The organism is Rhodoferax sp. (genome assembly GCF_023700745.1).
Taxonomy (GTDB): domain Bacteria; phylum Pseudomonadota; class Gammaproteobacteria; order Burkholderiales; family Burkholderiaceae_C; genus Rhodoferax.
Map to the genome: position 1 here is coordinate 222,579 of NZ_JAMPYG010000003.1, position 20,969 is coordinate 243,547.

The 20,969-nt window shown below is 64.5% G+C and carries 22 protein-coding genes; 16 read left to right on the plus strand and 6 right to left on the minus strand.

Annotated features, from left to right (window positions below):
• Positions 1-3: 3 nt before the first annotated feature.
• From NDJ10_RS04880 to NDJ10_RS04925, 10 genes are all read left to right on the plus strand, one after another.
• Complete coding sequence (locus tag NDJ10_RS04880; RefSeq protein ID WP_296160050.1) at positions 4-867, plus strand: ABC transporter permease; 864 nt, start codon at positions 4-6, stop codon at positions 865-867.
• Positions 864-1,733, plus strand: a complete 870-nt coding sequence (locus NDJ10_RS04885; RefSeq protein ID WP_296160051.1) for an ABC transporter permease — start codon at positions 864-866, stop codon at positions 1,731-1,733. The genes NDJ10_RS04880 and NDJ10_RS04885 overlap by 4 nt, the downstream gene beginning before the upstream one ends.
• 26 nt (positions 1,734-1,759) lie before the next feature.
• Entirely contained in the window at positions 1,760-3,181 is a 1,422-nt protein-coding gene (locus tag NDJ10_RS04890; RefSeq protein ID WP_296160122.1) for an ethanolamine ammonia-lyase subunit EutB, read from the plus strand.
• 1 nt (position 3,182) lies between these two features.
• Positions 3,183-4,070 (plus strand): ethanolamine ammonia-lyase subunit EutC, encoded by an 888-nt coding sequence (eutC, locus tag NDJ10_RS04895; RefSeq protein WP_296160052.1) that lies wholly within the window; start codon positions 3,183-3,185, stop codon positions 4,068-4,070.
• 9 nt (positions 4,071-4,079) lie between these two features.
• Positions 4,080-4,508 (plus strand): cytidine deaminase, encoded by a 429-nt coding sequence (locus tag NDJ10_RS04900; protein ID WP_296160053.1) that lies wholly within the window; start codon positions 4,080-4,082, stop codon positions 4,506-4,508.
• Between the two features lie 23 nt (positions 4,509-4,531).
• Positions 4,532-5,335, plus strand: coding sequence for a purine-nucleoside phosphorylase (locus NDJ10_RS04905; protein WP_296160054.1), 804 nt, complete (start codon positions 4,532-4,534; stop codon positions 5,333-5,335).
• Positions 5,332-6,135, plus strand: a complete 804-nt coding sequence (gene deoC / locus NDJ10_RS04910) for a deoxyribose-phosphate aldolase (protein ID WP_296160055.1) — start codon at positions 5,332-5,334, stop codon at positions 6,133-6,135. The genes NDJ10_RS04905 and deoC overlap by 4 nt, the downstream gene beginning before the upstream one ends.
• Entirely contained in the window at positions 6,125-7,465 is a 1,341-nt protein-coding gene (deoA, locus tag NDJ10_RS04915) for a thymidine phosphorylase (protein WP_296160056.1), read from the plus strand. Before deoC ends, deoA begins: the two co-directional genes overlap by 11 nt.
• Positions 7,466-7,535: 70 nt before the next feature.
• Positions 7,536-8,729: an ABC transporter substrate-binding protein gene (locus NDJ10_RS04920; protein WP_296160057.1), complete on the plus strand. Its 1,194-nt coding sequence runs from the start codon at positions 7,536-7,538 to the stop codon at positions 8,727-8,729.
• A gap of 7 nt (positions 8,730-8,736) precedes the next feature.
• Positions 8,737-10,926 carry an ATP-binding protein gene (locus NDJ10_RS04925; RefSeq protein WP_296160058.1) on the plus strand — a complete coding sequence of 730 codons (2,190 nt, stop codon included), beginning with the start codon at positions 8,737-8,739 and terminating at the stop codon, positions 10,924-10,926.
• A gap of 16 nt (positions 10,927-10,942) precedes the next feature.
• On the opposite strand, the gene NDJ10_RS04930 is transcribed toward NDJ10_RS04925, so the two are convergent.
• Positions 10,943-11,350, minus strand: coding sequence for a YchJ family protein (locus tag NDJ10_RS04930; protein ID WP_296160059.1), 408 nt, complete (start codon positions 11,348-11,350; stop codon positions 10,943-10,945).
• Between the two features lie 113 nt (positions 11,351-11,463).
• Between NDJ10_RS04930 and NDJ10_RS04935 the strand changes: the two genes are divergently transcribed.
• Complete coding sequence (locus NDJ10_RS04935) at positions 11,464-13,200, plus strand: SulP family inorganic anion transporter (protein WP_296160060.1); 1,737 nt, start codon at positions 11,464-11,466, stop codon at positions 13,198-13,200.
• Here NDJ10_RS04935 and NDJ10_RS04940 read toward each other — a convergent pair.
• Positions 13,145-14,809: a DUF4080 domain-containing protein gene (locus NDJ10_RS04940; RefSeq protein ID WP_296160061.1), complete on the minus strand. Its 1,665-nt coding sequence runs from the start codon at positions 14,807-14,809 to the stop codon at positions 13,145-13,147. The two genes, NDJ10_RS04935 and NDJ10_RS04940, sit on opposite strands and share 56 nt — an antisense overlap.
• 100 nt (positions 14,810-14,909) lie before the next feature.
• Between NDJ10_RS04940 and NDJ10_RS04945 the strand changes: the two genes are divergently transcribed.
• The 5 genes from NDJ10_RS04945 (at position 14,910) to NDJ10_RS04965 (ending at position 17,506) form a co-directional block, all read left to right on the plus strand.
• Positions 14,910-15,386 (plus strand): peptidylprolyl isomerase, encoded by a 477-nt coding sequence (locus tag NDJ10_RS04945; protein ID WP_296160062.1) that lies wholly within the window; start codon positions 14,910-14,912, stop codon positions 15,384-15,386.
• A gap of 82 nt (positions 15,387-15,468) precedes the next feature.
• Positions 15,469-15,699, plus strand: coding sequence for a DUF1016 N-terminal domain-containing protein (locus NDJ10_RS04950; RefSeq protein WP_296160063.1), 231 nt, complete (start codon positions 15,469-15,471; stop codon positions 15,697-15,699).
• Positions 15,700-15,958: 259 nt separating this feature from the next.
• Positions 15,959-16,339 carry a VOC family protein gene (locus NDJ10_RS04955; RefSeq protein WP_296160064.1) on the plus strand — a complete coding sequence of 127 codons (381 nt, stop codon included), beginning with the start codon at positions 15,959-15,961 and terminating at the stop codon, positions 16,337-16,339.
• Positions 16,340-16,364: 25 nt separating this feature from the next.
• Positions 16,365-17,114, plus strand: a complete 750-nt coding sequence (locus NDJ10_RS04960; RefSeq protein ID WP_296160065.1) for a tRNA-uridine aminocarboxypropyltransferase — start codon at positions 16,365-16,367, stop codon at positions 17,112-17,114.
• 125 nt (positions 17,115-17,239) lie between these two features.
• Positions 17,240-17,506, plus strand: coding sequence for a hypothetical protein (locus NDJ10_RS04965; protein WP_296160066.1), 267 nt, complete (start codon positions 17,240-17,242; stop codon positions 17,504-17,506).
• A 2-nt stretch (positions 17,507-17,508) separates the two neighbouring features.
• Here NDJ10_RS04965 and NDJ10_RS04970 read toward each other — a convergent pair whose 3' ends face one another.
• From NDJ10_RS04970 to NDJ10_RS04985, 4 genes are all read right to left on the minus strand, one after another.
• Positions 17,509-18,180 carry an ankyrin repeat domain-containing protein gene (locus tag NDJ10_RS04970; RefSeq protein WP_296160123.1) on the minus strand — a complete coding sequence of 224 codons (672 nt, stop codon included), beginning with the start codon at positions 18,178-18,180 and terminating at the stop codon, positions 17,509-17,511.
• A gap of 62 nt (positions 18,181-18,242) precedes the next feature.
• Positions 18,243-18,734 (minus strand): heme-binding protein, encoded by a 492-nt coding sequence (locus NDJ10_RS04975; protein WP_296160068.1) that lies wholly within the window; start codon positions 18,732-18,734, stop codon positions 18,243-18,245.
• 132 nt (positions 18,735-18,866) lie between these two features.
• Positions 18,867-19,493 carry a response regulator gene (locus NDJ10_RS04980; RefSeq protein WP_296160069.1) on the minus strand — a complete coding sequence of 209 codons (627 nt, stop codon included), beginning with the start codon at positions 19,491-19,493 and terminating at the stop codon, positions 18,867-18,869.
• On the minus strand, positions 19,490-20,962 hold the full coding sequence (locus NDJ10_RS04985; RefSeq protein ID WP_296160070.1) for an ATP-binding protein: 1,473 nt from the start codon (positions 20,960-20,962) through the stop codon (positions 19,490-19,492). The genes NDJ10_RS04980 and NDJ10_RS04985 overlap by 4 nt, the downstream gene beginning before the upstream one ends.
• Between the last annotated feature and the right edge of the window lie 7 nt (positions 20,963-20,969).

The window sequence follows — 20,969 nt, forward strand, 5'->3', positions numbered from 1 at the left end:
GCCATGAAAACCCAGGCCCGCCTGATGCTGCTGTTGCTGCTGGCACCCGCGCTGCTGTGGCTGATGGGGCTGATCGTGCTGCCGCATGTGGAGTTGGGCATCCTGTCTCTGCGCGAGCGCGTGGCGCCACGGGTGTACGAACCCAGCCTGGCGCAATTCGCCACTTTTGTCGAAGAACCGCTGTACTGGCACACCTTTGTGCGCACTGCGCTGATGTCGATCGTGGCCACCGCCATCACGCTGCTGATGGCCTTTCCGGTGGCGTGGACGATTGCCAAGATCGCCCGGGGTCGCAACCAATCCATGCTGTTTGTCATGTGCCTGATCCCGTTCTGGGTCAGTGAAACCGTGCGTACGCTGGGCTGGATGATCCTGCTGCGCGAGTCCGGCGTGCTGCCCGCCCTGCTGGTCAGCCTGGGTGTCACGCCGGCGCCCGTGGAAATGCTCTACCACGACGCCACCATCCTGGTCGGGCTGGTCTACACCTCGATGCTGTTCATGGTGATCCCGCTGATCAGCGCCCTGGAGAGCCTGGACGACTCACTGATCGAAGCCGCCTACGACCTCGGCGGCAACGGCTGGTCGATCCTGCGGCAAATCGTCATTCCGCACGCCGCGCCGGGCATCGTGGCCGGCTGCATCGTGGTGTTCATGCTCACCCTGGGCAACTACCTGACACCAACGCTGCTGGGCGGCAAAAACTCGCAGTGGTTCACCGAGCAGATCTACACCCAGTTCATCACCCGCTTCAACTGGGAGCAGGGCGCAGCATTCGGCTTTTTGCTGCTGGGCTTGAGCACCGCCATCGTTTGGCTGGGTCTGAAATTAAGTGGGCAAAAATTTGACGAAGTGATGCAAAAAACATGATCGCATCCCTGCCCCGCCCGCTGTGGCTGCGTGCCAGCACCGTCGTCTATGGCGTGCTGTTCTTTGCCTTTTTGTTTCTGCCGCTGGTCGTGGTGGCGGTGTTTGCCTTCAACGACGCACCCTACCCGGCACCTCCCTGGCGCGGCTTCACGCTGGACTGGTTTTTTGGCCACGACGGCGCCGGCCGCACTGGCCTGTTTGCTGACAGCGCCATGCTGGGCAGCCTGTGGACCAGCGTGGTGGTGGCGAGTTGGGTCACGCTGCTGTCGGTGGTGGTCGGTACCGCCAACGCATTTTTGATTGAGCGCACGCAATTTCGCGGCAAACAGGCGCTGAACCTGCTGATGCTTGCGCCGCTGGTGATTCCGGGGGTCATTCTGGGCATCTCGATCCTGGCGTTTGCCAGCCGCATGGCCAACCTGGCCGACGACCTGTGGGGGCTGGAGCTGGAGTTCTTGCGCCCAGGCCTGCCACTGGTGGTGCTGGGCCAGTTTTCCTACATCGTGTCGATTGCCACGCTCACCATCACCGCGCGCCTCAAGCGCTTTGACGTCACGCTGGAAGAAGCCGCCTACAACCTGGGTGCATCACGCGCAGCGGTACTCTGGACCATCACCCTGCCGTACCTGAGACCGGCATTGATCGGCTCGGCGGCCATCTCGTTCCTGATGAGTTTCGAGAACTTCAACACCACGCTGATGCTGGTCGGCTCCGATGCGCCGCTCACCGTGATGATGTACGGCCGCATGCGCGAAGGCGCCACGCCGGTGCTCAATGCCGTGAGCCTGCTGCTGATGGTGGCCTCGGCGGTGCTGGCGCTCACCATGATGCGGGGGTCGAAGGTGAACGTGGCTGACAAGCGATAACTGCGTTTCCGTCAGTACACTCCAAAATCATGCCCACCAGCCACACCATCGGCCAACAGCGTTATCAGTTTGCGGACCTGCGCACGCTGCTGGCCAAGGCCAGCCCGCTGCGCTCGGGCGACCAGTTGGCCGGTGTGGCGGCGCTGGATGCCAGGGAGCGCATCGCGGCGCAAATGGCGCTGGCCGACCTGCCCCTGCGCAGCTTTCTCCATGAAGCTGTGGTGCCGTATGAAAACGACGACGTCACGCGGCTGATTCTGGACAGCCATGACGCAAGCGCCTTCGCGCCGGTGAGCCACCTGACCGTGGGTGAGCTGCGCAACTGGCTGCTATCAAGCCACGCCAGCAGCGCCAGCTTGTCCGCCCTGGCGCCTGGTCTGACGCCCGAGATGGTGGCCGCCGTGAGCAAGCTGTGCCGCCTGCAAGACCTGGTGCTGGTCGCCAGCAAGTGCGAAGTTGTCACCCGTTTGCGCAACACCCTGGGCCTCAAAAACCACTTGGCCACGCGGCTGCAACCCAACCACCCGACCGACGACCTGCAAGGCATTGCCGCCAGCCTGCTCGACGGCCTGTTACTGGGCAGTGGCGACGCCGTGATCGGCATCAACCCGGCCAGCGACAACCTGCCCCAGGTGGTGCGGCTGCTGCACATGCTGGACGATGTGATCGGCCACTATGGCATTCCGACCCAGTCGTGTGTGCTCACGCATGTGACCAACACGCTGCAGGCGATCGAGCGCGGCGCGCCGGTGGACTTGGTGTTCCAGTCGATTGGCGGCACCGAGGCCACCAACAGCAGCTTTGGGATCACGCTGGCGCTGTTGCAGCAAGCGCGTGAGGCCGCCCTGTCCCTGCAGCGCGGCGCATTGTTTAGCGATGGCCAGCGCGGTGCGCATGTGATGTATTTCGAGACCGGCCAGGGCAGTGCACTGAGCGCCAATGCCCACCACGGCTGCGACCAACAAACGCTTGAGGCGCGCGCCTACGCGGTGGCGCGGCATTTCAAGCCGCTGCTGGTCAACACCGTGGTCGGCTTCATCGGCCCCGAGTACTTGTTCAACGGCAAGCAGATTGCGCGTGCCGGCCTGGAAGACCACTTTTGCGGCAAGCTGCTCGGCCTGCCGATGGGCTGCGACGTGTGTTACACCAACCACGCCGAAGCCGATGGCGACGACATGGACAGCCTGATGCTGATGCTGGGCGCAGCCGGTTGCAACTTCATCATGGGCGTGCCCGGTTCGGACGACATCATGCTCAACTACCAAAGCACCTCGTTCCATGACGCGCTCGTTTTACGCCAACTGCTGGGCTTGCGCGCCGCCCCGGAATTCGAGGCCTGGCAGCAAGCCATGGGCATCACCACCGCGGGCAACGCGTCTGCGCCGGCGCTGGCCGACCGGCTGCCAGCCGCCTTTGCGCCCGCGCTGCAACAACTCGGAGGCGTCTGACGTGGTAGCGCAGCACAACACGCCCGCGCGCGCAGGACCGCCAACGCAACCCGCGCTGGTCACGCCCACGCCCTGGGAGGCGCTGAAAAACTTCACCGATGCCCGCATCGCCCTGGGGCGCGCCGGGCGCAGCCTGCCGACCGCCGCACACCTGGCGTTCCAGCTGGCGCACGCCGAGGCGCGTGACGCGGTGCAGCTGCCCTTGGACGCGCACGGGATGCAAGCCGACCTGCAAGGCCTGGGCCGGCCCACCATGCGACTGCACAGCCAGGCCACCAGCCGCGCCATGTACCTGCAGCGGCCAGACCTGGGGCGCCGGCTTGATGCGGCCTCGCTGCAGGCATTGGCCGAGTGGCAGACACGGCAGGGCGCGGCGCCGGGCTTCGACGTCGCCTTTGTGGTGGTGGATGGCCTGTCGTCACTGGCGATCCACCAGAACGCGGTGGCCCTGGTGGCGCTGATGCTGCAGCGCCTGCAGTTGGATACCCAGCCTTGGAACGTGGCGCCGCTGACCGTGGTGGAACAGGGCCGGGTCGCCATCGGCGACGAAGTGGGGACCGCCTTGCGCGCCAACACCGTGGTGGTGCTGATCGGCGAGCGCCCGGGTTTGAGCTCGCCCGACAGCATGGGCCTCTACATCACCTGGGCGCCCCAAGCCGGCACCAGCGATGCGGCGCGCAATTGCATCTCGAACATCCGCCTGGCTGGCTTGTCCATCGATGCTGCCGCGCGCACGCTGCACCAGTTGCTCATCCAGGCGCGCCAGCAGCAACTGACGGGGGTGGGCCTGAAGGACGACGTAGATCACGCCTTGATTGATCCGCAAAAGGCCCCGCCCCATCAAGCGCTGATTTCTTTCTGGCATGGCCAATCGCCCAACCCACGGTAAAGTGCAGCCATGCCAGCCTTCACCCTCACCGACAGCCAGCAGCAGGCGCTGCTGCAAGCCGCACGCCAGGCCCGGAACAAGGCCTACGCGCCGTATTCCAACTACCCCGTGGGCGCCGCCGTGCTCGACGAGCAGGGCCGCATCCACGCCGGTTGCAATGTCGAAAACGCCGCCTACCCCGAGGGCCTGTGTGCCGAAGCCGCCGCCTTGAGCGCGATGGTGCTGGCGGGCGGGCGGCAGGCGCGCGCTGTGCTGGTGGTGGGCAGCGGTGACGATGGCAACTGGATCACCCCTTGCGGCGGCTGCCGTCAAAAACTCCGTGAATTTGGCACGCCCGATTTGCTCATCCTGAGCGCCACCGAGTTGGCGCTGGGCCCGCGCCATACCCTGGCGCAATTGCTGCCCGAAAGCTTTGGCCCAGGCCACATCAAGGCCTGATCAAACGCAGGCCAGTACACACCATGAACGCCATCGACACCGTCCGCCAGCGCGCGCCCGGTCTGCAGCCACGCATCGCCGTGGTGCTGGGCTCGGGCTGGGGCGGGCTGACTGCGCACCTCACTGACGCCATCCAGATTCCCTACAGCGAGTTGGCCGGTTTCCCGCAACCCGGTGTGGCCGGCCACGGCGGCAGTTTGTGGCTCGGACACCTGGGCGCGCAACCGGTGGCGGTGCTGAGCGGACGCCAGCATGGCTATGAAACCGGTGCGGTCGACGGCATGGCCGAGCCCTTGCGCGTGCTCAAAAGTCTGGGCTGCCACACGCTGGTGCAAACCAACGCGGCCGGCAGTTTGCGCCCGGAGATGCCGCCGCAAAGCCTGATGCTGCTGAGCGACCACCTGAATCTGCCGCAGCGCTCGCCACTGGTCGGCCTGGCGGGCTCGGAGCGCTTTGTCAACATGGTCGACGCCTATGACCCGGCGCTGCGCGCCCACGCCCGGGACGTGGCCCAGGCACAAGGTGCCACGCTGTTTGAAGGGGTTTATGCCTGGTTTTTCGGCCCGCAATTCGAAACCCCGGCCGAGATCCGCATGGCCCGGCTGCTCGGCGCCGATGCCGTGGGCATGAGCACCGTGCCCGAAACCATCCTGGCGCGTCATCTGGGCCTGCGCGTGCTGGCGCTGTCCTTCATCACCAACCTGGGCGCGGGGCTGTCGGCCGAACATCTGAGCCATGCCCACACCCTGCAGCAAGCGCAGGCCGGTAGTGCAAGTGCCAGTCGTTTGCTGGCAGACATCATTGCCAAGATGGGCTCCCTGCCATGATGCCGCCTGACCACCCTCGCGACGGGCCGGACCAGCCACGGCACAACGCCCGCCTGGCGCTGGCCTGCCTGGACCTCACCAGCCTGAACGCGGCCGACACCGAAGCCGACATTGCCGCCCTGTGCCGGCGGGCGCAAAGCCCGTTTGGCCCGGTGGCTGCCGTGTGCGTCTGGCCGCGCCTGGCGGCTTTTGCACGCAGCCACTTGCCGACCGCCATCGGCGTAGCGGCGGTAGCCAATTTCCCGTATGGCGACGCCGACATCAATGCCGCCGTGCGCGACACGGCGCAGATCGTGCAAGCCGGTGCGCAAGAAATCGATGTGGTGCTGCCCTACCGCAGCCTGATGGCCGGTGAGGACCGCGCCGCCAGTCAACTGTTGTTGGCTGTGCGCCGGGCCTGCCCCGGCCTGCTGCTCAAAGTGATTCTGGAAACCGGCGAACTCAAAACGCCCGCGCTGATGGAGCGCGCCTGCCAACTCAGTCTGGACAGCGGCGCCGATTTTCTGAAAACCAGCACCGGCAAAACCCCGGTCAGCGCCACCCTGGAGGCGGCGCGCATCATGCTCGGTGCCGTTGCCGCCAGCCCGGCCGCGCGCCAGCGTGTGGGCTTCAAGGCCGCCGGGGGCATTCGCACCGTGGCCGAGGCCGCCGCGTACCTGGCCCTGACGCAAGAACTGCTGGGCGCACACGCCCTGACCCCGCAGCGTTTTCGCATTGGCGCCAGCAGCCTGTTGAACGACATCGAGGCGCTGCTGTCCGGCACGGCCGAACCCACGCCAGCGCCGCGCAATGCTTACTGAAAAACACACCATGCTGGCCCAGGAAATCATCCGCATCAAACGCGACGGCCAGACGCTGGAGCGCGCCCACATCGACGCTTTTGTGCGTGGCCTGGTGGATGGCTCCTGGAGCGAAGGCCAGGCTGCCGCGCTGGCCATGGCCATGTTCCTCAAGGGCATGAGCCGCACGGAAACCGTCGACCTGACCCGGGCCATGACGCACTCCGGGCTGGTGATGGACTGGCGCACCGCCCACCTGAACGGCCCGCTGCTGGACAAGCATTCCACCGGCGGCGTCGGTGACAAGGTCAGCCTGATGCTGGCCCCCATCGTGGCAGCCTGTGGCGGTGTGGTGCCCATGATCTCGGGGCGTGGTCTGGGCCACACCGGCGGCACGCTCGACAAGCTGGCCAGCATTCCGGGCTACAACGCGGCGCCCGACGTGGCCGCGCTGCACCGCGCCCTGAAAAGTGCCGGCTGCGCCATCATTGGCCAGACCGCCGAGCTGGCGCCAGCCGACCGCCGGCTGTACGCCATTCGCGACGTTACGGCCACGGTCGAATCCGTACCCTTGATCACCGCCAGCATCCTGTCGAAAAAGCTCGCCGCCGGATTGCAGGGGCTGGTCATGGACGTGAAAGTGGGCAACGGCGCTTTTGCCGACAGTTCTGCCATGGCCACCACCCTGGCCGAATCCTTGGTGCAGGTGGCCAACGGCGCCGACCTGCCCACGCGCGCCTGGCTCACCGACATGAACCAGGTGCTGGGCAGCGCTTGTGGCAACGCGCTGGAGGTGCGGGAAGCCGTCGACTTCTTGACCGGCCACTGGCGTGAGCCCCGTTTGCTCGATGTGACCCGCGCCCTGTCCGCCGAACTGCTCGTCATGGGCGGCCTGGCGGCGGACGACGCACAGGCGCGGCAACAGGTGGATGACGCCTTGCACAATGGCCGCGCACTGGAACAGTTCGCACGCATGGTCAGCGCGCTGGGCGGCCCGGTGGACTTTTGCCAGCGCCCCGGCCACTACCTGCCCACGGCGCCGGTTCAACTGCCGGTGCTGGCACCGTGCAGTGGTTTTGTCGCGGCCATGGCCACGCGCGACATCGGCCTTGCCGTGGTGGAACTCGGTGGCGGCCGGCGCCAGGCCAGCGACACGATTGATGCGCGGGTGGGCTTCAGCCAGTTTGCCCAGCTGGGCCAGGCGGTGCAGGCGGGCGAGTTGCTAACGGTTGTGCATGCAGCCGATCAGCGGACTGCGGAAAACGCCAGCCGCGCACTCCTGACCCATCTGCAAATCGCCCCGCAGCCGCCTATTGGCTCGCCCGTGTTGATCCGGCGGCTGCTGGCTTGAGACCAAGCATGCCGGGTCACCAGCCAGGTTTCGGCGGACAATTCGACCTGTCCCCTCTCTGGAGCTGCCTGTGAAAACCCGTCTCAAAAAGTTTGTCTCGTTTCTGCTGACTTCGGTCTTGTTAGCCCTGTCTGCCAGCGCCTTGGCAGCGGGCAATATCAAGATTGCCATTGATGCCGAATTCGGCATTCCCAACGCCACTTCGGCGCAGGCAGTGCGTGCCGGTGCGCAGCTGGCCGTCAACGAAATCAATGCCGCCGGTGGCTTGCTCGGGCGCCAACTCGAAGTCATCGAACGCGACAACCGGGCGGTGCCTGCGCGCTCCCTGAACAACCTGCGCGAATTGGCAGCCGACCCCGACGTGGTGGCGGTCATGTGTGGCCGCTACAGCCCGGTGGTGGTCGAGATGCTGCCCGAAATCCACCGCCTCAAGCTGCTGATGCTCGACCCCTGGGCCGCCGCCGACAGCATCACCGACAACGATTTTTCGCCCAACTATGTGTTTCGCCTGTCGCTCAGGGACTCCTGGGCCTTGCAGGTCATGATGCGCCATGCCCTCAAACAGGGCTACAGAAAGGTAGGCATCTTGCTGCCCAACACCGAATGGGGGCGCAGCAGCCTCAAGGCCGCTGAAGAGACCGCAAGCAAGGACACGCGCCAAGACATCGTCGCAGCCAAGTGGTACAACTGGGGTGATGCCAGCATGATCGAGCATTACCAAGCGCTGCGCAACGCGGAGGCTCAGGCGGTCATCTTCGTCGCCAATGACAAGGAGGCGGTGATTCTGGTCAGGGAAATGGCCAAGCTGCCGCCAGACCAGCGCTTGCCGCTGGTAGCGCATTGGGGTCTCACCGGCGGACAGTTTTTCGAGCAGGCGGGCGCAGCCATGAAGTCGGTCGACTTGTCGGTGGTGCAGACGTATTCTTTTATTGGCAAGACCGATGCCAAGACCAAGAGCGTGCTGGCGGGTTTGAAGTCCATCACCGGCAGCGACGACCCGCGCAAGGTGGTCTCTCCGGTTGGCGTGGCGCATGCCTATGACCTGGTGCATTTGCTCGCCATGGCGATCAAAAAAGCCAAGACCACGGAACGCACGGCGGTGCGCCAGGCGCTGGAAAACCTGGGGCCGTACAAGGGCCTGGTACGCCCGCTCGACAAACCTTTCACGGCCAAACGGCATGACGCGCTCAGCATCAATGAAGTCTTCATGGCGCGTTTTGCGACCGATGGCGCCATTGAGCCGATGCTGAAAACAAAACCCTGAGGCCAGCTTGCTGAACTTGCAGGAATCCCTCAACAGGCTCAGGCGCTGGCGCGCCTCCAGCCTGGCCAATACCTTCGCGCTGCAGGCGGCGTTCATTGCCATTGCCAGCATTGCGCTGGTGGCCCTGATGTCACTGGCCGTCATCTACTGGGTCGAAGCCAGCACCCAGCATGAACGGCTTCAGGAAAAATCTGGCCGCGTCGTCGAACGTCTGGAAGCATCGATCAAGGTCGTCGAGAGCTCTGTCACCGCACTGGCGAACAATCCGATGTTCATGACCGCGCTGCTCGATTCCAAAGGTCGTGATTCCTACGTGGTGCCGTTTCTGGAAAACTACAATTTCCCGATTGCGGCGTCCAGCGGGCTGGCGTTGTGCGACATCAACGGTACACGGCTGGCTGGAACCCGCTCACCGCTGTCCAATTGCCACCCGGACTCCGCCCTTTTCAAGCAGGTCATGGTCGACGGCAAGACGCTGCGTGAATTGGCCTTGCTGCCAAACGGCCATCTGGGCTGGACGGTTTACCACGGCGTCGTTTTTGGCTACACCGGCACGGTGGAAGGGGTGGTGGTGACGCAGCTTGATTTGAATGACATCCTGCAGTCCGTGCCCAAAGATCTTGATCTGAGCGACGTTGCGCTACAGCGTACCGGCAGCACGGAAGTGCTGGTGGGTGTTCAGGCGGCGCAGGACGCGCCGGCTAACCTGCAGCAGGCCAGCGCTGCGCTCTTCAAGGATCGGCCCGAGGCGCTGCCTTACCCGCTGGAAGTGGTGGTGCGGGACCGCTTTCAGCCTTTTGATAACAAGCTGCTGCCGCTCGGACTGGGCTATGGCCTGGCCGGCCTGTTGATGGTGCTGCTGGTCATTGTCTGGGCCCGACGCGTGTCGCGCGTTCTGATTGCGCCGCTGACCGAATTGACCAACACGGCCCACCAGGTGGCCGAGACCGGCGACCTGGGCATTGCCGTGCCAAAAACCAGCGCCGGAGAAGTGGCACAGCTGGCCATGGCCTTTGAGGTCATGGTCAACGCGGTCCGGATTTCTGAGTCGTCCCTTGAAGAAAAAGTGGCCCTGCGAACGGCACAGCTGGAGCAGTCACAGGCCACAAACCGTGACCGCACCGAACAGTTGAATGCCATTTTTGATCTGAGCCCGGACGGATTTGTGTCTTTCGATGCCGAGCGCAAAGTGACGTTTGCCAACCTGGCTTTCCTGCGCATGACGGGCACCGAGGCCAGCGACATCATCGGCCAGGACGAAGCCCAATTTTCCGGGCTGCTGGCCAGCAAATGCTTGCCCGAGTCCGTTTTTCCGGGCGTTGCTGCGCTGCGTTTGGAACGCAAAAACATGCGCGACGACGGTACGCCGGCGCAACAGGTCAGGATTCGGCACTGCCTGATTGAGCTGGCAGGCCCGGGGCAGCGCGTGCTGGAGGTCGGCATCAGGCTGTCGCAGGCCGAAAATGTGTCGCAAATTCTGTACCTGCGCGATGTCACGCACGAGACCGAAGTGGACCGCATGAAAAGCGAGTTCCTGACCACGGCAGCCCATGAGTTACGCACGCCGATGGCAAGCATTTACGGTTACTGCGAGCTCTTGCTGATGCGCGATTTCGACGCGGACGAGCGCAAGGACATGCTGTCCACCATCTTCCGTCAGTCCGAGCTGATGGCCTCCATCATCAACGAACTGCTGGACCTGGCGCGCATCGAGGCGCGCCGCGGCAAGGACTTCGTGTTGGAACGGCTGTCCCTGGACGAGTTGGTGAACGAGGCGGTAGCGGGCTACAAATTGCCGGCGGCGCGCGAAGCACCGCAAATTCGGGCATCCAATGAAACGCTGCTGGTACGGGTTGACCGCAAAAAGATACAACAGGCGCTTCTTAACGTGCTCGCCAATGCCTACAAGTACTCACCGCGCGGCGGCTCAATCTGCCTGAGCTTTCTTCAGGAAGTGCATCACAGCGTAGGCCGCTTCGGCATCGAGGTGCGTGACCACGGCATCGGCATGCGCCCGGAAGAAGTGGCGCGCGTCTTCGAGCGCTTTTATCGTGCCGACAGCACCGGCAAGATCCCGGGCACCGGACTGGGCATGAGCATCGTCCGGGAGATCGTCGAAATCCATGGCGGCGAAGTGACTGTGGAAAGCAAATTGGGCGAGGGCACCACGGTCACGCTCTGGCTACCCGCCGCCTGAGATGCCCGCCGACGCGTCAATCCGGCGCCTGCTGCTCGCCGTCGATGTACAACCAGCGTCCGTCCTCAAAGACAAAGCGGCTGAGCTCGTGCATGCGCCCACCACGCCCGTTGTCGCGGTAACGCGCGACAAACTCCACCACCCCTGCGTCGCCCGAGGCCTGGGCGTGGCGCACCTCCAGCCCGAGCCATTTGAGCGGCGGCAGTTCCAGCTCGCCGGGTGATGTGGACGGGTGCCAGGTGGCCAGCAGGTAGTCGATCAGGCCCAGCCCGTAGGCGCTGTAACGCGAGCGCATCAGCGCCTCGGGAGTCGGGGCGTGCAGGCCCTGCGCCCAACCCGCATGCCAGCGGCCACAACAATCGCCATAGGGCAAGCCGCTGTCACAGGGGCAGGCGGCGTGGACGGCAAGAACGTTCTTTTTCATGGCGGCAATGGTAACGGGGCGGGTTCTTGCTGCGTTGACTGGGGGAATCGTAAACTTGTTGCCAACCATGACGATTCCTTTGCGTAAGCCCATTCACCCAGCGGTTTAGTTTGATGCACGCTTTCTGGAAAACCATTCGCCTGCTGCCTAGCTGGGCACCCGGCTTGTCCACCTTGCTGAACTACCAGTCCGCCTGGTTGCTCCGTGATCTGGTGGCGGGCCTGGCGCTCACCGCCATCCTGGTGCCGGTGGGCATGGGTTATGCCGAAGCCTCGGGTCTGCCCGCCATCCATGGCTTGTACGCCACCCTCATTCCCCTGATCGTGTACGCCATTTTTGGCCCCAGCCGCATTCTGGTGCTGGGCCCCGATTCAACGCTGACGGCGGTGATAGCGGCGCTGATCCTGCCGCTGGCCGCTGGCAGTGTCGAGCGCGCCGTGCTGCTGGCGGGCATGCTGGCCATTTTGTCAGGGGTCTGCTCCATGCTGATCGGGCTGGCCCGCCTGGGCCTGCTGGCCGACCTGCTGTCCAAACCCATCCGGATTGGCTTTTTGAACGCCATCGCCCTGACCGTGCTGGTCGGGCAATTGCCAAAAATACTGGGTATTCCAGCCACGTCGGGCGGCTTGTTTGACCAGTTGGTCCATCTGCTGCAAAACCTGGTCAGCGGGCAGAGCAATCTGGTGGCGCTGTTGACCGGTTGCACCAGTCTGGCCCTGATTCTGCTGCTGGCGCGTAGTCGGCCACGCTGGCCCGGCCTGTTGCTGGTGGTGCTGCTGGCCACGGGCGTTTCGGCTTGGTTCGACCTGGCAGACACGGCCCATTTGTCCGTGCTGGGTCGGCTGCCGCAAGGCCTGCCGCACTGGCGGTTTCCCCTGGTGTCCTGGCACGACGTGCTGCAATTGCTGCCCGGCGCCATCATGATTTCCCTGCTGTCGTTCACCGATACCAGTGTGTTGTCGCGCGCGCTGGCGCAACGTGGTGGCTACCGCGTCAGTCAGAGCCAGGAGATGGTGGCGCTGGGCCTGGCCAATATCGCCACCGGACTGGCTCAGGGTTTCGCCATCAGCAGCAGCGCCTCGCGCACCCCGGTGGCTGAAGCCGCCGGGGCCAAAACCCAGGTGACCGGTCTGGTGGGTGCGCTGGCTATTGCCCTGCTGCTGGTCTGGGGCACCGGATGGCTGCAGAGTCTGCCCAACGCCGTGCTGGGCGCCGTGGTGATTGCTGCCTGCCTGTCATTTGCCGATGTGGCGGGCATGCGGCAGATGTACCGGCAGCGCAAAGTGGAATTTGCCCTGTCGCTGACCAGCTTTGTCGGCGTCGCTCTGATCGGCGTGATCGAAGGTATTTTCATCACCCTGGCAATGACCATGCTGGTGTTACTGTGGAACGCTTGGCACCCTTACTTTGCGGTGCTGGCGCGCGTGGACCGCACCAAGGGTTACCACGACATCACCCGGCACCCCGAGGGCCGGCGCGTGCCCGGCCTGGTCCTGTTCCGCTGGGATGCACAACTCTTTTTTGCCAACGGCGAAATTTTTCAGGAACAGGTGCAGCGCGCCATTGCGACTGCACCCACCCCGACGCGGCGCCTGGTAGTGGTGGCCGATGCCATTACCGACATCGACATCACGGCCGCCGACATGCTGGCCAGCCTGTACCTCGACCTGAAACAGCAGGGCATCGAGCTGTGGTTTGCCGGACTCAAGGGCCAGGTGAAAGACCGGCTGAAAAATTACGGCACGCTGGACCTGATCGGCCACGACATTTTTGCTCCCACCGTGGGCAATGCGGTCAACCTTTACCGGACCCACCATGCCGTGGACTGGAAGGATTGGGATGAGGTGTGAGTTCGCGGTGGCGGTGCTGCCGGGTGGCCAGCGTGCGGCCGGCCTTGTCGGGGGACGCTGTGCGCCTGGGCAACAGGCCGTGCAGCGCCTTGGGGTTGGCGCGTGCGCCGCTCGCCAGGTAGTCTGCCAGCAGGGCCTGGCGCACCAAGGCTGGCGACAGGCTGATGCTGAGGTAGTCAAACAAGGCATCCACCAGCGCCTCGGGCGTCAGCCGGTGCGTGCTGCCCTGGCGCTGCCACAGCCAGCTTGAGAACGCCATGAAACGCCAGAACGGCGACACCACAGCGCTGCCATCAACCGGTGAGGGGTGCAGCAGCAGTGAAAGCGTCTGCGCGAAACGGCCGGAATTGGCCAGCAGTTCCCAATAGCGCGCCAAGCGACCAAAGCGCTGCAACGTGGCGGCGTCAACCACCCCGGTGTGCTGCACGGTGTAGGGCGGCTCCGGCGCGTAAACCATGCCATGTGCCGCGCTGTGGCGGGCAATCGGCGCGCCGCACAGACGTTTCAACATGCCAAGCTGGATTTCGTGCGGTCCAATCGCCAGCAGCCGGTCAAAGCCGTCGGCAAAACTTTGCAGGGTTTCCCCGGGCAGGCCAAAAATCAGGTCGACATGCAGGTGTGCATGGGTGTGGGCCAGCAGCCAGCGCAGGTTGGACTCGGTGGCGTCGTTGTCCTGACGCCGCGAGATGGTTTGCTGCACCGCCACGTTGAAGCTTTGTACGCCGACTTCCAACTGCAGCACGCCCGGCGGAAACTGCGCCAGCATGGCCCGCAGGCGCTCGGGCAGGTGGTCGGGGATGACCTCGAAGTGCAAGAACAGTTGCACGCTTGCCGGGGCATTGGACGGTGGCAGCCGATCCAAAAAAAATTGCAGGATACGCACCGAATGCTCAATCTTCAGATTGAAGGTGCGATCGACAAACTTGAAGGTGCGCGCGCCGCGCTGGTGCAAAACATCCAGCGCCGCCAGCACCCGGTCCAGCTCAAAAGCCCAGGCGGTCTTGTCGAGCGCGCTCAGGCAAAACTCGCACTTGAACGGGCAACCGCGCGAAGCCTCCACGTACAGCAGGCGGTGCGCCAGATCGGCATCGCTGTATTCGCCGTAGGGCAAGTTCAGCTCGGCCAGCGGCGGCTGCTCGCCGGGAATGATTTTCATGAGCGGCTGCGGACCATGCAGCAGCGCGCGGCAGAGTTTGGCAAAACTCACGTCGCCCCAGCCGGTGATCACATGGTCGGCCAATGAGGTGATGGTTTGTTGCCCGGTCTCATGGCTCACCTCCGGCCCGCCCAGCACCAGCTTGAGGTCGGGCCGCGCGGCCTTGAGCAGACGGATCAGCTCGGTGGTTTGCGTCACGTTCCAGATGTACACGCCAAAACCCACTATCTGCGGTGTCGCTTCTGCCGCCGGCCCCAGCGTGGCCAGCAGGTCCGCCACCACATCCTGCGCGGGCCGGGAAATCGTGTACTCGCGCAGCACGGTCAACGCGCGCAAGCCCGCGCCGCCATGCCGGTCAAGATTGGCCAGCAGGTAACGCAAGCCCAGCGAGGCGTGGATGTAGCGTGCGTTGAGCGTGACCAGCACGATGCGCGGACAAGCAGTTGGGTTCATGCCGGCAATGGTAGCAAGTGACCGGAATGGACACCAACGCCATCACCTGGCCCCATTGCGCGAAAATGCACAGCTCAACCATTCACCTCACCACACACCCATGAAAATCGAAAAAGACACCGTTGTCACCCTGCGCTACAAAGTGGCCGACGCCCAGGGCAAGCTGCTTGAAGAAGCGAAAGAACCGATGGCCTACCTGCACGGCGGCTACGGCAATACCCTGGCCAAAATCGAGGCCGCGCTGGACGGCCAGACCGTGGGCTACCAGACCAATCTGCTGCTGCAACCCGAAGACGCCTTCGGCCTGCGCGACGAGAGCCTGGCGCAAACCATGCCGCGCCGCGACTTTCCGCCGGGCGTGAAGGTGGGCGGCCAATTGCAGGGCCGCACCGCCGATGGCCGCGACCAGGTGTTCCATGTGGTCAAGATCAAGGGCGACACGGTGCTACTCGACGGCAATCACCCCTGGGCTGGCAAAGTGCTGCGCTTCAGCATCAAAGTGACCGACGTGCGCAAAGCTGCGCCCGAAGAACTGGCCCACGGCCATGTGCATGGAGCGCACGGGCATCAGCATTAACGGCTGACGACAATGACCTGCTGGGCCGCAACTGGCGCAAGAATTTGGCCGGGGCTTTGAGTCGTGCAACCTGCGCGGCAGGGTGAGGTTTGTCGAGAGCTTTCCCGATGCGGCAATTGTGTCAACACTGTCGACACAATTGAGCTGGAGCCACATGGTCGCCATCGTGGCACTCAAAACCCCGCAAGTCCGCCAGTTTTACGCAAGCCAAGCCGCGCAAGACGGCTGGAGCGTGCGCACGCTGGCGCATCAGATCGAGCGCATCGCGGGAAGCTCCCTTCACCGCTCAGGCACCCATCACCGTTCGGGCTGAGCCTGTCGAAGCCTCGGGCACCAGCCCCGCCCAAGTCTTCAAAGACCCGTATTTTCTTGACTTTTTGGGCCTACGCCAAGGCTACGACGAGGCTGACCTGGAGGCCGCCCCCGACAAGGCCCATTTCATCAGGCTGGTATCGCAAGAGTTCGCTGCCTTGCAGCCTGGGAACGTCTAATCTAAATTAATCGCCAAAACAGGCGATCCCTTACCATCACCTATTCCCATTTCGCCCTTACCGGGCCCCCACGGAGAATTTATGTTCAGTCATATGATGCTTGGTACCAATGACCTTGAGGTCTCGAAGAAGTTTTACGACGCGGTGCTCGGCACGCTGGGTATTGGCCCAGGGGTTGCCAACAAGAACCGTTATTTCTACCACAGCCCCACCGGCTCGTTTGCCATCACCACGCCGGTCAATGGCAAGCCGGCAACGCACGGCAATGGCAGCACCATCGGGTTTAACGCGACGTCCGCAGAGCAAGTGGATGCATTCCACGCCGCCGGCGTTGCCAACGGCGGCACCACTTGTGAAGACCCACCGGGGTTTCGCGAAGGCGGGGCGGTCAAGCTCTACTTGGCGTATGTGCGTGACCCCGACGGCAACAAGCTTTGCGCATTGCACCGGCCAGCTAAATAGACCAGAGCACGCCATCGCTGAACCCATGACCCACGCCGTCTTCCGCTTGCGTAGCGCCCGCCTGGCGCGTGCCGTGAAACCTTTTCGCACCCGGGGTGGCCCCAGCGAGCGCTGCCCGGGTTGCCGGGTGATGCACAGCCATTGCCTGTGCACCTTGCGCCCCAATGTGCCCACGCGCGCCGGCATGTGCCTGCTGATGGCCGACATCGAGCCGCTCAAGCCCAGCAACACCGGTTGGCTGATTGCCGATGTGGTGACCGACACCTTTGCGTTTGGCTGGGCCCGCACTTCGGTGGACCCCGACTTGCTGACCCTGCTGGCTGACCCGCAGTGGCAGCCCTATGTGGTGTTCCCGGGCGAGTTTGTCGCGCCCGAACGAATGGTCACCGCGCTGCTGCCGGCCGTGGCCACCGAGGGGCATCCGGCCAAACGCCCGCTGTTTGTGCTGCTGGACGCCACCTGGAGTGAGGCCGGCAAGATGTTTCGCAAAAGCCCCTATCTGAACCACTTGCCGGTGCTCAGCCTCCACCCGGAGCAGATCTCCAACTACCGCCTGCGCCGCTCCACCCGCGCCGACCACTTTTGCACTTCCGAGGTGGGCGCCCTGTGCCTGGCCCTGGCGGGTGAGCCGCATGCGGCTGAGGTGCTGGACGCTTACCTGGAGGTGTTTACCCACCACTACCTGCAGGCCAAAAACCAGCAGCCGGTCGGTTGGGAAGATGCGGCGCACCTGCGGCTGCGGGATTTGTCATTTGGCGCCACGCCCTCGCTGTGAATGGCATCAATTGCAATGAAATGCGTTCAGAACAGCCTTCGTCGCGAGGGCGCAACTCCTACAAAGTCAAAACAGCCATACCGCTCACCGGGTGACAATCGCTACCCAACACAAAGAGCTGCCACATGACCCAAGACCGGAACCCACCCAACGAATTGAATGCGCCGGCGCTGTGCGATGCCTGCGCCGGCATCCAGCGCAACTGGCGCCGCGCGCCCGGCCATGCCGAACTGATGCAGGGTGTCAACCGCAAGGAGCCGCGCCGCCACGGGGCGGTCACCGTCACCCGCTACGTGTGTGAGCGTTGTGCTGCGGTCTGGGACTATGAGAACGACAAAAACAACACCCATGCGGGTTGGTCCTTGCTGGGTCACCTCGACCCCGACGCCTGATCTTATTTTGCCCCGGCCTGCGTCAGCAGGCTGACCATGGCTGAGTAGCCCCGCGCCTTGGCCAGCGTCAGCGGCGTGTTGCCCTCGCGGTCGGTCAAGCGGGTGCTGGCACCGGCGGCCAGCAGCGCGCGCACCACTTCCTGATGCCGCGGCCCGCCATTGCCAAGCACGATGGCCTCGATCAGCGCCGTCCAGTGCAGGTTGTTGACATGGTCCAGCGGGGCACCGGCGGCAATCAGTTGCCTAATCACGCCATCGTGACCCAGATGGGCCGCCGCGATCAGCGCGGTGCCGTCGTAGCGGCTGGTGGTGAGCCGGGCACTCGCGCCCAGGCCGAGCAACACACGCAACGTGTCTTCGTCGTCCGCCACCGAGGCGATGGTGACGGCGTCATAACGGTCGTTTTCCAGCAACTCAAGATCGGCACCGACCTGGGCCAAAGCGCGAATCAGCTCGCGCTGACGGGCGTGGGTGGCAATGTGCACCGCGGTGCGGCCGTACGGGTCACGCGCATTCACATTGGCGCCTGCGGCCAGCAGTTTTTTGGCTTTGGCCAGGTCGCCCTGATGCGCTGCGGCAAACAAGCCGATGTAGCGAGCCACCTCAGCGGCGCCGGGCGCCACCTGGGCCTGTGCGGTTGAAGTCAGGCAGGCCATGACCATGAAGGCCGCCATGGGCCATGCCCGCCAATGAGACTTGTTTGCCATGGTGTGTCCTCGGGTTGGGCAGGTACCGTTTACTTGAGCATGTCCTGCACGCTGGCGATGCCCGCCATAGCGCATTTTTCGTCCAGATGACCGCCCGGCGCACCGCCCACGCCGACCGCGCCGATCACTTCGTCACCGACCTTGACCGGCACGCCGCCGCCCAACAGCAGGTAGCCGGGGATCATGGCGACATGGGTGGATGCGGGGTTCTTTTGCACGCCTTCCCACATCGCCAGCGTGGTGTTTTTGCCCGAAGCGGAAGTAAATGCCTTGGCCTGGCTGGCGGCCAGCGTGTGCGGGCCGGCGTTGTCGGCACGGTAAACGGCGCGCACGCCACCGGCGCGATCGACCACGGTGGCGGTCACGTTGAACTTGTCAGCACTGCAGGCCGCCACGGTGGCTGCAGCAATCTTGGTAGCCAGTTCAAGTGACATGTTTTTTTCGACGCGAACGCTCTGGGCGCTGGCGCCCAGGGTGGCAAGAGACAGGACGAGGGCGGTGGCGCAATGAATGGAACGCATGGTTTTTCTCCAGAAAATGTGGGTGCTGAAGCAACTGTTCAAACCCTGGCGTAAATGTAGGCAAAGCGGGGCGCGCCGGCGATTCGTGCGGCTACGCGTCGGGCTCCGTAGAACTACGGAGGGGCCGGTGCATCAGCGATCGGCTTCGGCGGCCAGTGTGGCGTAATGGCGTATCAGGTGCGCCAGGGACTCGACCTGCAGCTTGGCAAACAGGTTGGCGCGATGGCTTTCCACCGTGCGCGGCGACAGGCCCAGGGCACGGCCGATTTCCTTATTGGTCAGGCCTTCGACGATCAGCCCCAGCACCTCGCGCTCGCGCTCGGACAACTGCGCGTAGTGCGCACGCGCATGCCGGTCGGCCTGGTGCCGCTCGCGGGAGCGGACATGCAGACGCACGGCGTTTTGCAGCGCTTCGAGCAACAGCTCGTCGTCCACCGGCTTTTCCAAAAACTCGGTGGCGCCCGACTTGAAGGCGCGCCGGCACAACTCCACCGTGCCGTGCCCGGTCAGCATGATGACCGGTTGGTCGACGCCCTGTTCCACCAATTGATCCAGCACGGTCAGGCCGCTGATGCCGGGCATGCGCACGTCAAGCACGATGGCGCCAATGCCCTGGCGATCAAAGCTGCGCATGAATTCCTGCGGATCGGCCCAAGTCTGCACGCGCAAGCCCACGGTGCCGATCAACAGCGCCAGACCGGCGCGCACGGCGTCGTCGTCGTCAATCAAGTGGATCAAGGGTGACAGCGGTGCGCTCATGGGCGGCTCGCCAGCGGCAATGTCAGGACAAAGATGGCACCGCGCGGCATATTGGCCTGCGCGCTCAGCTGCCCGCCCATGCCGCTGGCCAGGGTTTCGCACAGGCTCAGGCCCAGACCCAGGCCGCCTTCGCGGGTAGTAAAAAACGGCTCGAACACATGGGGCAAGGTGTCTGGCGCCATGCCCGGCCCGGTGTCAAGCACGCGCAGCACACCCATGCCTTTGGCCGCGCCAATGTGGACGGCCAACCGGCGCTCGCTGGCGGGCACCGCGTCCAGCGCCTGCAAGGCATTGGTGATCAGGTTGTGCACAATTTGCTCCAGCGCCACGCGCTCGGCCAGCACCAAGACGGGCTGGTCGATGTGTACGGCCGTGACCACGCCACGCCGCCGGCACTCGGGTTCCAGCAGATCAAGCGCCGAGCGCACCGCCTGCGCCAGGCCCACCGTCTGGCCCGGCGCGGTGGGCACGGGCTGCTCCACGGTGCGGCGCAAGCGGCCCAGCACCTCGGCGGCACGGCGCGCCTGCGCCACCGCCTGGTCCATGGCCTGCAGCGCAGTAGGCAGCTCGCCGGGGTCATCCTGCAGCAGGCGCTTGGCGGCCTGGGTGTTGGCCAGAATTGCCGTCAGCGGCTGGTTCAGCTCATGGGCCATGCCGGCGGCCAATTCGCCCAGGGTATTGAGGCGGGCCACCTGGCCCACGCGCAGCAAGGCTTCGGCACGGCGGCGCGCGCTGCGCTGGCGCTGCCAGGCCGACCACCCCGCCAGAGCGGCTGCCACCGCGAAGGTCCACAGCGCCATGGCCAGCCAGGGCAGTTCCAGCCAGCCGACCTGGCGGATGGCGACCACCTCAAAGGGCTGGCTCACGCTGTCCAGATGCTTGTGAAACGCAAAACGCCAGCCGCCTGTTTTGATGCGACCCGCTTGCACCACAAAGGCCTGGCCCGCGTGTTCCAGGGTGACGCGCACCGGGCTGGTCTGCACCGGCATCGACCAGTCGTTCCAGGGAATGGTGCCGTGGATGTCGATCAGCAGCGCATAACTGGCGGGTTGTGCCGCCAGCACCAGTTGGTAGCGACCACGGGCCAACGTGAAATCGGCATTGGCCAGCACGGCGACGCGGCCAGTGCGTGACGTCTTCTCGGCGGCGTCCAGACCGGTACCAAGCCACGCGGCGCCAGCGTCGCGCCGCTGCACACTCAAAATTTGCGGGTAGACCGACGGCAAACGCTGCTCCGCAGAATCGTTACTGCCAAGCGATGCAGCGGGTTGCAGCAGGGCCAGGGTGGCCAGCACCGCCTCGTGCTGCACCACGCGCTGGCTCAGCAGCCGGTGGCTGATACGGGCATCGGTCTCGAACGCCTCACGCAACTGCGCCAGCTCGGTGCGAGCCAGCAGCACACAGCCGATCGCCGAGATGGCGAACCAGACCATGAACCGCGGTGCATACACTTTGAAAAGCTGAGGCATGGGCAAT

What these genes read in the sequence shown, in the direction of transcription:
- NDJ10_RS04960 (WP_296160065.1), top strand. Translation starts at nt 16,365, where the DNA reads ATGACCCACGCCGTCTTCCGCTTGCGTAGCGCCCGCCTGGCGCGTGCC.
- NDJ10_RS04955 (WP_296160064.1), top strand. Translation starts at nt 15,959, where the DNA reads ATGTTCAGTCATATGATGCTTGGTACCAATGACCTTGAGGTCTCGAAG.
- NDJ10_RS04905 (WP_296160054.1), top strand. Translation starts at nt 4,532, where the DNA reads ATGAACGCCATCGACACCGTCCGCCAGCGCGCGCCCGGTCTGCAGCCA.
- NDJ10_RS04945 (WP_296160062.1), top strand. Translation starts at nt 14,910, where the DNA reads ATGAAAATCGAAAAAGACACCGTTGTCACCCTGCGCTACAAAGTGGCC.
- NDJ10_RS04930 (WP_296160059.1), bottom strand. Translation starts at nt 11,350, where the DNA reads ATGAAAAAGAACGTTCTTGCCGTCCACGCCGCCTGCCCCTGTGACAGC.
- NDJ10_RS04900 (WP_296160053.1), top strand. Translation starts at nt 4,080, where the DNA reads ATGCCAGCCTTCACCCTCACCGACAGCCAGCAGCAGGCGCTGCTGCAA.
- NDJ10_RS04940 (WP_296160061.1), bottom strand. Translation starts at nt 14,809, where the DNA reads ATGAACCCAACTGCTTGTCCGCGCATCGTGCTGGTCACGCTCAACGCA.
- NDJ10_RS04980 (WP_296160069.1), bottom strand. Translation starts at nt 19,493, where the DNA reads ATGAGCGCACCGCTGTCACCCTTGATCCACTTGATTGACGACGACGAC.
- deoA (WP_296160056.1), top strand. Translation starts at nt 6,125, where the DNA reads ATGCTTACTGAAAAACACACCATGCTGGCCCAGGAAATCATCCGCATC.
- NDJ10_RS04985 (WP_296160070.1), bottom strand. Translation starts at nt 20,962, where the DNA reads ATGCCTCAGCTTTTCAAAGTGTATGCACCGCGGTTCATGGTCTGGTTC.
- NDJ10_RS04885 (WP_296160051.1), top strand. Translation starts at nt 864, where the DNA reads ATGATCGCATCCCTGCCCCGCCCGCTGTGGCTGCGTGCCAGCACCGTC.
- NDJ10_RS04975 (WP_296160068.1), bottom strand. Translation starts at nt 18,734, where the DNA reads ATGCGTTCCATTCATTGCGCCACCGCCCTCGTCCTGTCTCTTGCCACC.
- deoC (WP_296160055.1), top strand. Translation starts at nt 5,332, where the DNA reads ATGATGCCGCCTGACCACCCTCGCGACGGGCCGGACCAGCCACGGCAC.
- NDJ10_RS04880 (WP_296160050.1), top strand. Translation starts at nt 4, where the DNA reads ATGAAAACCCAGGCCCGCCTGATGCTGCTGTTGCTGCTGGCACCCGCG.
- NDJ10_RS04970 (WP_296160123.1), bottom strand. Translation starts at nt 18,180, where the DNA reads ATGGCGGCCTTCATGGTCATGGCCTGCCTGACTTCAACCGCACAGGCC.
- NDJ10_RS04965 (WP_296160066.1), top strand. Translation starts at nt 17,240, where the DNA reads ATGACCCAAGACCGGAACCCACCCAACGAATTGAATGCGCCGGCGCTG.
- NDJ10_RS04935 (WP_296160060.1), top strand. Translation starts at nt 11,464, where the DNA reads ATGCACGCTTTCTGGAAAACCATTCGCCTGCTGCCTAGCTGGGCACCC.